Source organism: Tardisphaera saccharovorans (genome assembly GCF_046635845.1).
Classification (GTDB): Archaea; Thermoproteota; Thermoprotei_A; order Marsarchaeales; family UBA168; genus UBA168.
Genome location: NZ_JAQQXN010000001.1, coordinates 505,812 through 518,708 on the forward strand (window position 1 = coordinate 505,812; position 12,897 = coordinate 518,708).

A 12,897-nucleotide genomic window follows, 5' to 3' on the forward strand; every position below is an offset into this window, starting at 1 on the left:
GCGTTTCGAGTTAAACCATTGAGCTAGCGCGCTGCAGTTAGATAGGCGTAAAAGCGCAGGCGCTCATGTTTTTATGAGCGAAAAACTCAGGCTTGGTTTCATAGGCTTAGGCATAATGGGAAGCGGCATGGCCAAGAACCTTCTAAGGGCAGGCTTTCCGCTCACAGTTTACAACAGAACGAAGAGCAAGGCCGAGGCCCTTGGCAATGAAGGCGCGGTCGTCGTCGATACCCCAGCTGAGGTGGCTCAGCGCTCGGATGCGGTTTTTGAGATAGTGACCGACGCTCCTGACGTGGAGCAAGTCCTCTTCGGAAAGGGAGGCGTTGTTGAGGGAAAGCATGATGGCCTCATATTCGTCGATGAGAGCACGAACTCTCCCAGTCACGCCAAGGCCTTCTCCGAGAGGCTATCTGAACTTGGGATAGAGTTCTTGGATGCCCCGGTAACCGGAGGGGACAAAGGAGCCCGCGAGGGGACTCTTACCATCATGGTCGGCGGGAAGAAAGAGGTGTTTGAGAGGGTGAAACCAGCGTTTCAGGCCATGGGCAAGACAGTGGTTTACGCGGGCGAGGCGGGCTCAGGACAGGCGCTTAAGCTGGCAAACCAAATAGTGGTTGGAGTGGACATGCTCGCGCTTGTGGAGGCCATGGTTATCGCTCAAAGGGCTGGCATAAGTATGGACACGCTATATGAGGTCCTTTCGAGTGGGGCTGGCAACTCCTTCACGGTTCAGAGCTATATGCCCAGGATAATGAAGGGAGACATGGAGCCCGGGTTCAGGGCAGCCCACCTAAGGAAGGACCTGCACTACGTCATAGAGATGGCTCACGAGTTCAACGTCCCGCTCCCGGGCGCAGCGCTCTTGCTTCAGCTTTACAACTCCTTGGTGGCCAGCGGAAGGGGAGAGAGGGGAACACAGGCGCTGATCCAGCTTTACGAAGACATGATGAGAAAAAGCCGATGCCATCGCTTCCCGCATTCGGGGCCTTGCGTGGGGTAAGTAAACACTTTTATCTGGTTCATGGTTCATCGCATGATCGAGGCCGGTTTCGGTAAGACGGACATAACCCCCGATAAACAGCTTGAGCTATCAGGTTTTGCGGGTAGGAAAAGCGAGGGGATTCACGACAGGCTCTTTTGCAGGTCACTTTACTTGAGGTCCGAAGAGGAGTTCGTGATCATATCATGCGATACCTTCGGCTTTGACCACGATTTCTCCACTCAGATAAGGAAAGGCGTTGCCATTAAGCTTGGTATAAGGCCGTCAAACGTCATGCTGACCGCTACCCACACTCATTCGTCCCCGGCAACCATTCAATTAAGGAAGGGCGGCAAAGTGGAGAAAGAGTACCTCGACTTCATTGAGCGCGCCATAGGCGAGGCCGTCGAGAAAAGCGCAGAAACTCGCAGGTCAACGATGACGTTCGTCACGGCCAGGGCGCCAGGCCTCAGCTTCAACAGGGTGTATCAGAACGCCCCCGACGACTCGCTTGCGGCCATTCACTTAAAGCCCTCGGAGGGCAAGGGAAAAAGGGTGACGCTTGTTAACTATTCCTGCCACCCCTCTGTGCTGGGGGCTGACAACAGGCAGGTAAGCGCCGACTATCCTGGTTACCTTTACGCGTTTTACGAGGCAGCGGGAGAGGAGGCCATTTTCTTGAACGGCGCGTCAGGAGATCTCAGCCCTTATCTCCCTCGCGGCCAAAGCGGTACTTTTGCTGACGCGGAGCGGATGGGGAAAACGCTCGGCGAAAAGACATATGTCGAAGGGAAAAGCGTAGATGCTCACGTGCTTGCTGCCAGCAAGCAGGTTACCCTTGAGAGAGTAAAACCGGAAATCAATGCGGATGAGCTTGAAGATAGGATAAAAAAGGAGGATGGGATGGGTGATGAGCTGGATAGGAAAGCGGGCATGCCATTTAAGCTCGAAGCTGAGGCGCTGCGGGAGTGGCTGGACGAGGTCAGTAAGGCTAAGCCCATGCCCGCCGTGGGCGAAGCTCAAGCCGTGGCCTTATCCAGCGATTTGGCCCTTGTGTCTTTTTCAGCCGAGCTCTTCAGCTCTATCGGCAGCGTCATAAGGTTAGGCTCCCCTTTTCCTGAGACGCTCGTGGTTGGATATGCCAACGGCTTGATGGGATACGTTCCGGATGCCAAGGCCTTTGAGGTGAGTTCTTATGAGGCCGCTGAGGCTTACAGGTACTATGACACCTTCCCGTTCAGCAAGAACGCGGGCAAGGTCGTCATAAAGGTGGCGCTGGAGCTCTTGAGCTCGCTCTCAGCTGCGCTCGCTTCCAGGCGAGGGGCTGTCAAGCGACAGCTGACGGTTCGGGTCCTGCGGGTTGGATCTGCGAGGCCCCGCGATTGCGGCGTTTGGAATCTGGAGCTGATCTTTGTTTCTGGGATCACGGCCCTAAAGATGGTAGAGCGCCCAAGGCTGACGCCGATCTGCCCAATCTTGACGATTTCAAGCGGCTTCTCGCTAGTTTTAACCGATTTGTGGTGCGTTATCTCTTGTCGCCTCTGCGGTTAAGTAGGTCCCTTTAATCGGTTTTTCTCATCCCGCTTGCGCGAGGGTCTTACGTGCCGCGCGCGGCTCCCTTTTCTGACGTTCCTTCATGAGGGTCGCGGCCTTGGGCCAATCGTACAGCTGATGCACGTTTTTATGTTACCACGCAAGTTAAGCCAGAATGAAGAAGCAAAAAATTGAGGGCTTGCTCCACGAGGCCGAGGCGCTTGGCTTGAGCGGAATCTTGATAAGAAATCCCGAGAACATCCTTTACGCTACGGGCTATTGGCCAGCCATCGGCCGCTCGCTGCTATTCATAGGCTCCGATGGGGAGAGCAGGCTTTTGGCCCCGGTTTCCGAGCGCGACTTCGTGCCCGATGGGTGCGCAGATGAGGTGCAATGGGAAGAAGATGAAGGCCTGAAGGCAGTCTTCGATCCATATCCCAGGTTTAAGCAGTTCTTGGGAGAGCTGAGCGGAAAGGTCGGGGTGGAGATGACATCGGAGGTGGTGAGCACGGTGCATGCTGGCACCGAGGTATCGTACGCTTCATGTAGGACATTTGATGTGGTCAGGCAGGCTGGAGCTGAGCCAGTTGATTTTACGGCTAGCCTCGAAAAACTGAGACAGCAGAAGGACGAGGACGACCTGGAAAAGATACGCATATCGTATGAGCTTGCCGCCGTTGGTCTTAGGGAAGGCCATTGCAAGCTGAAGGAGGGCGTTTCCGAAGCGGAGCTTGCCAGCGATATAGAGTATGCCATAAACTCGTCAGTGGGATACAGTGGAACGCAGCGCGTAAGGGCTTATGCCTTCGTGATGTCAGGAGAAAGGGGGTCGGTCGCCTATTATCCGTTTAACAGTTCATCCGAGAAGAGGATAAAGAGGGGCGAGTCGGTGCTCATAGAACTTGACGTTCAGGCCGATGGGTATTGGTCAGATACCACAAGGACCTGGTTCATTGACCCCCCGAAAGAGCTGAGGGATAGGTTTGAGGCCGTGCTTGAGGCCAATGAATCAGGGGTTGCAGCGGCCAAGATAGGGGCAAGGGCAGCGGACGTTGACATGGCCGCAAGGAAAGCGCTGGAGAAAAGCGGATACGGTGATGAATTTGTGCATAGGCTTGGCCATGGGGTGGGCTTTAGGCATCACGAGCTGCCCGCGCTTCATCCCGCGTCCACCGACGTTCTGTGCAAGGGAGCGGTTTTCACGGTTGAGCCGGGAGTATACGGAAAGGGCTTTGGTATAAGGATAGAGAACGGCGTACTTGCCACGGATTCGGGAGGTCGGAGACTGGACACGGCGCCCATTGTCTTCTAAGTGCGCGCAACCTCAAGGCCCAAGTCAAGAAGGCGAAGGACTGGGCGCATCTCCTAACGCTAAACTTAAACGGGAAGCAGCTTCGGTGCACATGCTCGTAATAGGACACAGGGGTTTTCCTTCGGCTTTTCCAGAAAACACCATTCCTTCCTTCCTCGGTGCGCTCAGGGCGGGAGCAGATGGGGTCGAGATGGACGTGCATCTGTCAAAGGACGGCGTCCCCGTGGTGATCCATGACTACGATGTGGACAGGACGACGAACGGCCACGGAAAGGTGTCATCTCTCACTGTGGACCAGATCAAGCGCCTTGACGCAGGGATGAAGTTCGGCATGCCAGGAATAAGGATACCGACGCTGCAGGAGGTGCTGCAGGCGGTTAAACGCGAAAAGCGCGACGCGCTACTCGTAATCGAGATAAAGAGGGGCTCGGCGGTTTATCCGGGCATAGAGGAGAAGGTGGTCTCGGAGGTGCGGGCAGAAGGCGTAAGCGCTCAATTTGTCTCCTTTGATTACGACTCCCTGAAGGTCGTTAAAAGCGCTTGGCCTGAGGCGGAAACCGGAATAATATTCGTGGGAAGGCCTTCTTATTTTTGCGGCATAGCAGCGGAGGTCGGAAGCAAGTGGCTTAGGGGAGCGCACGACCTAGCGCAAAAGGGAGATGGCGATGTGGTTCATGACCATGGCCTGAAGCTTGACGTCTGGGCTCCCAGCAACCCCGATGAGCTAAGGGCTCTTTCTGCCATCGGGCCCGACTCCGTAACGACAAACGATCCCCGGACCGCGTTATCTCTTCTAAGGCGAGGTGGACAAGGCCTTGGCGATGAAGTCTTAGCGATTTTGTCGCAGGGACGCTCAGTACCATCAAGCAAAAAAGTTATCAACCCTTAAAAAGACGCGCCCAACAGTTACGTAAGAAATGTCCAAGCAAGCGCGTGTATCGGATCTGGAATTGCTGAGGTTACAGGAGGTCGCTTACAGGATAAGGCGTCACGCCATTGAGATGATCTATGGCGCTAAATCCGGTCATCCTGGTGGGAGCCTTTCGATTGCGGAGATACTTTCCGTCCTATACTTCAAGGAAATGAGGGTTGATCCAAAGAATCCGTCTTGGCCAGAAAGAGATAGGTTAGTGTTGAGCAAGGGCCACGCCTCAGCCAGTCTTTACGCGGCGCTCGCCTTGAAGGGCTACTTTCCCGCCGATGAACTCATGACCTTTAGGAAGATAAACTCAAGGCTCCAAGGCCACCCATACATATCGACGCCGGGGGTCGAGATAACCACCGGTTCGCTAGGTCAAGGGTTAAGCAACGCAGTTGGCATAGCGCTTGCAGGTGCCATAGATCGCAAGGATTACAGGGTTTATGCCATAATAAGCGATGGGGAGTGCGAGGAGGGAAGCACCTGGGAATCGGCTCTTTTTGCCTCATCGCACCATCTCTCAAACCTGACGGTCTTTGTCGACTTCAACGGCCTTCAGCTTGACGGGAACTTGCTTCTTGACCTATCCAGGATCGATGACATGTGGAGGGCTTTTGGGTGGAACGTTATTGACATAGACGGCCACGACGTCGATCAGATAATCGGCGCAATTGAGGCAGCAAAAAGAGAGACGGGGCGTCCCACCGCTGTGATCGCAAGGACCGTGAAGGGAAAGGGCGTTTCTTACATGGAGAACAACGATCACTATCACGGCAATCCCCCAGAGAGTGAGGAGAAGTACAGGCTGGCGATCACCGAGCTTCAAGCTAAAATCGATGAGCTTGATGACAAGATAAGATCGCTTGGGGCCTCTCCGTACGAGGTGAACCGAATGTCAGTTCAATCCGTCAAGATGAACGCGCTCAGAGACGCCTTTGGAAATGAGCTGGTAAAGATAGGAGGCCTCAACAAGAACATAGTGGTACTAGATGCGGATACCTCATCCTCGACTAGGAGTGGCCTATTTGGAAAGGCATATCCTGAGAGGTTCTTCGACGCAGGCCTCATAGAGGTGAGCATGATGGGCATAGCCGCAGGGCTTGCCTCCTCTGGGAAGAAGGTTTTCGTGGCCGGGTTCGCGTCATTTATGAGTGGCATGGTGTACAACACGGTAAGGCAGAGCATATGCTATCCTAACCTTGACGTTAACATAGTTGCCACGCACGCTGGGATAACAGTTGGGGAGGACGGCGCAACGCATCAGATGCTTGAGGATCTTGGCATAATGGCGGGTCTTCCAAACATGAAGGTGGTGGCGCCCGCGGATGCCCCCGAGACGGCGCGCGTGATCGATGCGGTGGCGAACGATAGGGGACCCTTTTACGTGAGGCTGAGCAGAGAAAAGGTGGCAGACGTCACGGAGGGATATGACTTTAAACTTGGGAGGGGGCTCGTCATGAGAGAGGGAGGGGATATTGCGCTCATATCAACGGGCATCCTTCTGGGCGAGACCCTTGAAGCTGCGGGCAAGCTGAAGAAGGACGGAATATCTGCCACGGTCGTGGACATGGCAAGCGTGAAGCCCATCGACGCCGATCTGATAGTTAAGGTTGCCAAGCAGACGGGATTGGTTATGACCGTGGAGGAGCACAGCGTCTACAACGGCTTGGGGTCTAGGGTAGCTGAGGTCCTCTCGGAAAGGCAACCAACCCCACTGAAGAGGCACGGCATGTACGATGTATTCGGAGAGTCTGGAACCGCTCAGGAGCTTCTCAAGAAGTACAAGCTTAATAGCGACGGCATAGCGGAGGTTGCAAGGGATTTCGTGGAGGCGATGAGAAAGTGAAGATATTTCTGGATACCGCAAACGCGGAAGAGATAAGAAAGGGCGTCGATATGGGGATAGTGGATGGGGTAACCACCAATCCCACGATAATAGCTAGGGAAAAGAAACCCTTCGACGAGGTGGTTAGGGATATCCTATCGCTCTGCAAGGGCCCCGTGAGCCTGGAGGCGGTTTCCACGCAGAGCGACGCCATAGTCGAGGAGGGCAAGAAGCTTGCGTCTCTTGCGGACAACGTGGTGATAAAGGTTCCCCTCACGGCGGAGGGGCTCAAGGCCATGAAGGCGTTATCGCAGTCAGGGATCAAGGTGAACGCCACTTTGATTTTCACGCCGCTTCAGGCTCTCCTGGCCGCAAAGGCAGGCGCCACTTACGTCTCCCCATTTGTGGGAAGGCTTGACGACATAACGGAGGACGGCATGAGGATAGTTGATGACATCAAGCGCATATTCTCGAATTACGGCCTCAAGACCGAGATAATAGCGGCCAGCATAAGGAATCCCATACACGTTTACAGGGCGGCGCTCATGGGAGCTGACGTGGTCACCATGCCTTTCCCAGTGCTGGAGATGCTGTTAAGGCATCCAAAAACAGACGAGGGACTAGCCCTTTTCGCTGAGGACTGGAAGAGGGTTCAACAACAAGAGAAAAAGCGATTTTTTATTCAGAGTTAGCTTTCTCTATTATGGAGCTATAGGCCCTGAAGGACTTGACCGGATCTTCGGTCTTGAATATGCCAGATCCCACGACTATGACCTCAGCACCCGAATCCAAGACCTGGTCTATGTTGTGGAGTTTTATGCCCCCATCGGCGGCTATCACGAAGTTGAGCTCCTCCCTCTCCCTTACCTTCCTAAGGTGCCTTATCTTTCTGAGCGACTGACCGATCATCTGCTGATTGCCATATCCTGGCTCCGTGAGCATGACCAGCACGTAGTCCACCTCGGGAAGAAGGTATGAAACAGTTTCCTCGCTTGTGCGAGGGCTGAGCGCTATGCCGGCCTTAAGGCCCATGGACTTTATCTGCTGGATAAGACGAAAGGGAGCCCTGGCCGACTCGTAGTGGAAATATATGATGTTAACCTTGCTGTCAAGCTCATCCATGTACTGCTCTGGCTCGGTAACCATGAGATGAGCCTCGAGGGGAATGTCGGTAAGCGTTCTCAGGTCGGCAGCCATCCTGGGCCCATACGTTATGTTGGGGACGAAGTGGCCATCCACTATGTCCAGATGAACCCACTTTAGCCCAGCATCTATAACGGGCTTGAGCTTTTCCCATATTACCGGCATCTCTATGTCAAGTATAGAAGCCGAAAGGACGCGGTTATGGTTCATCGGCTTTTCGCCTCCGCATCGCGCTGAGAGATCATCCCCATGTAACCGGGGGATAACAACCTAAGAAATGCCGGCAGCCCCTTATCAGCTTAACGATGGGCACCTCGCGCCGACAGCACCGCAGGGAGCAGAAACGGGAGGATTATGCTGAGAACGAGGCCGTTAAAGAGGGCGATTTCCTTGTAATCGTCCCCCAGGCTCGTAGCGTAAAGGGAGAGCGTGTCATCCATAGTGGTGGATCCGCCGATTGTAAGAAGGGCCCCAGGTTTCTGGTTCCGCAGCGCCGGCACCACAAAAAAGGTGAGCTGTTCCCTTAGGAAATTCACCATGAAGCCAACCATGCCAAACGTCGGGCCGAAGTAAGATGATATGAGAGGCCCATCGAGGCTGTACCAGCCCAGGCCTACGGAAGCCGCAATGGCGAACTTAACGTTAAGGCCGAAGACCAACGAAGATAGAACCCCTCCGATAAGGGCGCCAGCTAGGGCTGAGAAGGGTATCCAGGAGTGCTTGAGGTCACGCTTGAAAGAGCCAAAGGTTATGGACGGGCCCATGTCTATGCCTATGACGATCACGAGAACTATGAGAAGTATCGTTATGTCAAGGCTCGCACTAGGGAGGATTACGAGCGAACCGAGGGCCCAGCCCGTGGCAGCGCACGCTATGAACACGTAAGGTAGCTTGCCCCTTTGGGCCTGCTTTGAGCGGCGCTTTCCCTCATCATCTCTGAAGGCATATGCCAGGGCGTAGCCTATGGCCACGGAGGGTATCAATATCTCAGCCGAGCTCACGAAGAGAGATCCAATGGCGGGAAGCGACCTGATCTCGTTGCCAGCCCACATACCCATTAAGAATATCAGCGCTCCAGTTACGAAGGGAAGCATCCTTCCCGCCCACCTTATCTTGGTGATTCTTCCCACTGCCATGGAAGAGGCAAGCGCAGCTAGGTAAATGTAGATGAACTCCATCCCAGAGCAGCAGGTAAGTGCCTAAAAGCCTGAGCTAGGTGAAAGCGTTATCTCGATCCTCTTGTTGTGCTTTCCCTTGTTTTCGAACTTCTCAAAGCTTATCTTTCCAATCTCTCCCGTGCTCTTGACGTGGGTTCCGCCGTCCATCTGCTGGTCAAGACCAACTATCTCAACCACCCTCACGTAGTTGAGCTGCGAGAGAAGCTCCTCTCCTGGCCTGGTGCGCGCCAAATCCGGTGTCGTAGCGGCCTCCTCCTTTGTGAGGAACTTCACCCTCACCTCCCTGTTCTTTTTGACTTCCTCGTTCACCTCCTGCTCTAGGGCGGGAAGGTCCTCGCGCCTTAGCGTGGGCCAGTCAAGGTCAAAGCGGGCCCTGTCCTCGTATATGTTGCTTCCAGTGAGAAAGCCCTCTTTGTGGTCCCTGATTATGACCGCATCTATGAGGTGAATCGCGGTGTGGAACCTCATGAGCCTGTAGCGCCGCTCCCAGTTTAGGATTCCCGTCACCTCAGCGCCCACCTGGGGAAGCGGGCCGCCCTGCACGAAATGGCTTACCTTAGGATTTTCATCGCTTCCCCCCTTCTGCACGTCGACGACCTCAAGCCTCTCTCCGTCTAGCGTTATGAAGCCGGTGTCGTGTGGCTGCCCGCCACCCGTGGGGTAGAAGGCAGTGCGATCGAGGACCACGTAGTTTTCTCCGGTCTCAATGACCTTGGCCTTGAACTCCTTAACGTAAGAGTCATGAAGGTAGATCAGGTTGTCATATGGCATAACGTTCCTTTTTCAACGTACTTAAACGTAACGGCACTTTTTTACGCTGGCGCCAGCGTTTCTGCATGGAGGTCTCTGTGGGCGGATGTAGGTTGGTGCTGAAAATGGGGGACATAACGGAGGAGGACACGGAGGCCATAGTCAACGCGGCAAACTCATCCCTCATGGGGGGAGGAGGCGTCGACGGCGCGGTGCACGCCAAAGGAGGGAAACGTATAGACGAGGAGTGCGCAGAAATAAGGAGAACTCTCTATCCCAGAGGCCTGCCCCCTGGGAAAGCGGTCATAACGTCAGGAGGGAGGCTGAAGGCAAGGTACGTCATACATACCGTTGGGCCAATTTGGAGGGGAGGAACCGCGGGCGAACAGCGCACGCTTTACAGTGCCTACAGGTCCTCGCTTGAGCTTGCGGTTAAAAAGGGGATAAGCTCTGTGTCATTTCCAGCCATAAGCACGGGAGCGTATGGCTATCCCATGAGGCAAGCCCTTGAAGTAGCCATCGACGCCATAACCTCCTTCCTCAAGGAGAACGGGAGGCCCAAGGAGGTCAGGCTAGTTCTTTACAACAGGTCAGACCTGGAGCTCGGTGAGGAAGTGGTGAGGGAAAGGTTCGGACTATCGAAATAGATCTATTAGTCGATACACTTATAAGGCCCCCACAAAATAACATCATGATCTATGATCACAAGGACTTTCCTTACGGGGACGTTCGCTCTTCTCCGCCCCCTCCACCACCCATAGCGAGGGATTACCACGGGCGCAGCGGCTTGAGGGGCTGGGTAATCATCATACTGGGAAAGGGGCCCAGAAACGGGGCCGAGATAATGGACGAGATCGAGACCATGTCTTTTGGCTGGTGGAGGCCTTCGCCCGGTTCCCTATATCCCGCCCTTGAGGCCATGGTTAAGGAGGGAGTGATAAAGAAGGGGGAAGATGGCAGGTACGAGCTTACGGAATCTGGAAAGGATGAGTTCAATAAGTTCAGGAGGGGGAGGACGAGCACTCCAGAAAACATAGAGGAGATGATTACGAACATGGAGGGTTACCTGTCCTACATGGAGGAGCAGGGAAAGGGGGCAGTGCAGCCATATGCGGAGAGCTTAAGGAAGGTTGCCCAAAGGATCAATAAGCTCGTGGGTGAGTAAGGTGACGGAGGAAGTTCAAGAGAAAAAAGGGGAAAGCGAACAGGATTATGCCATAGCAGCTGAGAACCTTACCAAGGTGTTCGGCAGCTTTGTGGCGGTTGATCACATATCCTTCAAGGTGAGGAGGAACGAGATATTCGGCTTTTTGGGGCCTAATGGTGCGGGAAAGAGCACCACGATCAACATGCTTACGACGCTTCTGAAGCCTACCGAGGGCACGGCAAGGGTTAACGGCTTTGACATAGTTAAGGAGCCCGCAAAGGTTAGGCAGAGCATTGGTGTTGTCCCTCAGGAGTATACCGCGGACGAGGACCTAACCGGATGGGAGAACGTGCTCATGGTGGGAGACCTCTATGGCCTTCCAAGGTCCTTCACCAAGCAGAGGGCCAAGGAGCTGCTCGAAATGGTAGAGCTGACCGCGGCCGCGAACAAGAAGGTCGAAAACTACTCGGGAGGCATGAGAAGGAGGCTTGAGATAGCCATGGGGCTAATAAACCAGCCCTCTGTCCTCTTCTTGGACGAGCCTACGCTCGGGCTCGACGTGCAAACCAGGGCGGCCATATGGAGCTACATAAGCAAGCTCAGGGAGGAGTACGGCATGACCATAATGGTGACCACACACTACTTGGAGGAGGCAGATGCCTATTGCGACAGGATAGCCATAATTGACCACGGCAAGATACTGAAGATAGGCACGCCCAGAGAGCTTAAGGAGGGGCTTGGAGGAGATGTGGTAACGCTCACCGTAAGCGGAAGCGTTGACGTAGCAAAGAAGGCGATAGAAGAGCTGCTGGCCATAGAGGCCGATGATGTGGATCCAACGACGATCAGGTTCAAGGTCGCCGATGCCAGCACGGCGGTTCCGAAGCTTCTTGAGGTGTTGTCGGGGCGCGGGATAAAGATATCGAGGCTTTCCATAACCGAACCGACCATGGACGAGGTCTACATGGAGTACACGGGAAGGAGCCTAAGGGACGAGGAGGTAAGCTCGGAAGAGGCCTTCAAGCAGAGGGCAACCATAAGGAGGGCGAGGTCTTGATGGCTCAGCGCGTGAAAGTCGATAACGGCCCGCTGCACGGGCTTTGGGCGATAACCAACAGGGAGCTGAAGAAGTGGTACAAGAACTACGTACTCTTGGCCATGTCGCTTGTGCAGCCCATCCTCTGGCTTGGCCTGTTTGGGAAATCCATGAACTTGGGTTCACTTTTTACCGCAAACGCGCTCAACATACCTGGGCTTAACATACCAAAGTCAGTCATCGATGCCTTCGGCGCTGCGGTCATGAAGAGCACTTTTGGGACTTCTAGCTACTTCTCTTTCCTGGCTGTGGGAATGCTAGCCTTCATAGTCCTCTTCACTTCAATGCAGAGCGGCATGAGCATAGTTTGGGACAGGCGGCTCGGCTTTCTGTCGAAGATAATGACGACCTCCGTTCCCAGGGGAAACATAATAGTGGGAAAGGCCCTGTCCTCGGTGCTTAAGTCGCTGGCGCAGGCCACCATAGTGCTCATAATCGCCACGCTGCTTGGCCTGCAGTACAGGAGTGGCGTAAACGTCCTCGACTTCGTTGGGATGTATGTGGCGCTTTTCCTCATGTCCCTTGGGCTTTCATCCATATTTCTGATGCTCGCGTTGAGGTCCACGAGCTGGGAATCGCAGATGGCCATCATGAACCTTCTTAACATGCCTTTGCTGTTTGCCAGCAATGCCTTTTACCCCGTAAGCCTTATGCCGGGATGGCTGAAGCCCGTCGTTGAGGTAAACCCCATAAGCTACGCCAACGACATCGACAGGCAACTTCTTCTTGGGTCCACGGGGATGAACTCGCTCGCCTTTGACTTTGCTTTTTTGGCGGGCTTCGCGGTAGTCTTCACGGCGATCTCCATGTACATGTCATGGAAGTATCTCACTAAGTGATAGCTTATCGCTTTTTTAGCCCGGCGGGGGTTCAAGGGACTGAAATCGTCCCTCGCCCTGCGAGGGCGGGGTGTTTCATCGGTGAGACGCCAAGGCGACCTCTGGCTCGGTCGAAAGGATTCGCGCGGGTCCCTCATGAGGTATATGTAAGGAAGTCTTTATATATAGCATACGTT

At 54.4% G+C, this 12,897-nt stretch carries 13 protein-coding genes; 10 read left to right on the forward strand and 3 right to left on the reverse strand.

Going from position 1 to position 12,897, the window contains the following annotated elements; genetic code table 11:
• The first annotated feature begins 73 nt into the window (after positions 1-73).
• From PRZ02_RS02505 to fsa, 6 genes are all read left to right on the forward strand, one after another.
• Positions 74-1,000 (forward strand): NAD(P)-dependent oxidoreductase, encoded by a 927-nt coding sequence (locus PRZ02_RS02505; RefSeq protein WP_449464267.1) that lies wholly within the window; start codon positions 74-76, stop codon positions 998-1,000.
• A 33-nt stretch (positions 1,001-1,033) separates the two neighbouring features.
• The gene (locus PRZ02_RS02510) at positions 1,034-2,530 is read left to right on the forward strand and encodes a neutral/alkaline non-lysosomal ceramidase N-terminal domain-containing protein (RefSeq protein WP_449464268.1); all 1,497 of its coding nucleotides are present in this window, start codon (positions 1,034-1,036) and stop codon (positions 2,528-2,530) included.
• Positions 2,531-2,687: 157 nt separating this feature from the next.
• Positions 2,688-3,824 carry a M24 family metallopeptidase gene (locus tag PRZ02_RS02515; RefSeq protein ID WP_449464269.1) on the forward strand — a complete coding sequence of 379 codons (1,137 nt, stop codon included), beginning with the start codon at positions 2,688-2,690 and terminating at the stop codon, positions 3,822-3,824.
• 91 nt (positions 3,825-3,915) lie between these two features.
• The gene (locus PRZ02_RS02520) at positions 3,916-4,713 is read left to right on the forward strand and encodes a glycerophosphodiester phosphodiesterase (protein ID WP_449464270.1); all 798 of its coding nucleotides are present in this window, start codon (positions 3,916-3,918) and stop codon (positions 4,711-4,713) included.
• Positions 4,714-4,741: 28 nt separating this feature from the next.
• Positions 4,742-6,589, forward strand: coding sequence for a transketolase (locus tag PRZ02_RS02525; RefSeq protein ID WP_449464271.1), 1,848 nt, complete (start codon positions 4,742-4,744; stop codon positions 6,587-6,589).
• Positions 6,586-7,260: a fructose-6-phosphate aldolase gene (fsa, locus tag PRZ02_RS02530; protein WP_449464272.1), complete on the forward strand. Its 675-nt coding sequence runs from the start codon at positions 6,586-6,588 to the stop codon at positions 7,258-7,260. Before PRZ02_RS02525 ends, fsa begins: the two co-directional genes overlap by 4 nt.
• On the opposite strand, the gene rpe is transcribed toward fsa, so the two are convergent.
• From rpe to PRZ02_RS02545, 3 genes are all read right to left on the reverse strand, one after another.
• Positions 7,247-7,921: a ribulose-phosphate 3-epimerase gene (gene rpe, locus PRZ02_RS02535; RefSeq protein WP_449464273.1), complete on the reverse strand. Its 675-nt coding sequence runs from the start codon at positions 7,919-7,921 to the stop codon at positions 7,247-7,249. The two genes, fsa and rpe, sit on opposite strands and share 14 nt — an antisense overlap.
• Positions 7,922-8,010: 89 nt before the next feature.
• A complete protein-coding gene (locus PRZ02_RS02540; protein WP_449464274.1) occupies positions 8,011-8,889 on the reverse strand; it encodes a lysine exporter LysO family protein in 879 nt (292 codons plus the stop codon).
• A gap of 21 nt (positions 8,890-8,910) precedes the next feature.
• Positions 8,911-9,660: an alanyl-tRNA editing protein gene (locus PRZ02_RS02545; RefSeq protein WP_449464275.1), complete on the reverse strand. Its 750-nt coding sequence runs from the start codon at positions 9,658-9,660 to the stop codon at positions 8,911-8,913.
• Positions 9,661-9,725: 65 nt separating this feature from the next.
• Here PRZ02_RS02545 and PRZ02_RS02550 point away from each other — a divergent pair, with 65 nt between their 5' ends.
• From PRZ02_RS02550 to PRZ02_RS02565, 4 genes are read left to right on the forward strand one after another with little or no spacing between them, the layout of a single operon-like run.
• Positions 9,726-10,286, forward strand: a complete 561-nt coding sequence (locus PRZ02_RS02550) for an O-acetyl-ADP-ribose deacetylase (RefSeq protein WP_449464276.1) — start codon at positions 9,726-9,728, stop codon at positions 10,284-10,286.
• A 44-nt stretch (positions 10,287-10,330) separates the two neighbouring features.
• Complete coding sequence (locus tag PRZ02_RS02555) at positions 10,331-10,804, forward strand: PadR family transcriptional regulator (RefSeq protein WP_449464277.1); 474 nt, start codon at positions 10,331-10,333, stop codon at positions 10,802-10,804.
• A 1-nt stretch (position 10,805) separates the two neighbouring features.
• Complete coding sequence (locus PRZ02_RS02560) at positions 10,806-11,843, forward strand: ATP-binding cassette domain-containing protein (RefSeq protein ID WP_449464278.1); 1,038 nt, start codon at positions 10,806-10,808, stop codon at positions 11,841-11,843.
• The gene (locus tag PRZ02_RS02565; protein WP_449464279.1) at positions 11,843-12,721 is read left to right on the forward strand and encodes an ABC transporter permease; all 879 of its coding nucleotides are present in this window, start codon (positions 11,843-11,845) and stop codon (positions 12,719-12,721) included. The genes PRZ02_RS02560 and PRZ02_RS02565 overlap by 1 nt, the downstream gene beginning before the upstream one ends.
• The last annotated feature ends 176 nt before the right edge of the window (positions 12,722-12,897 follow it).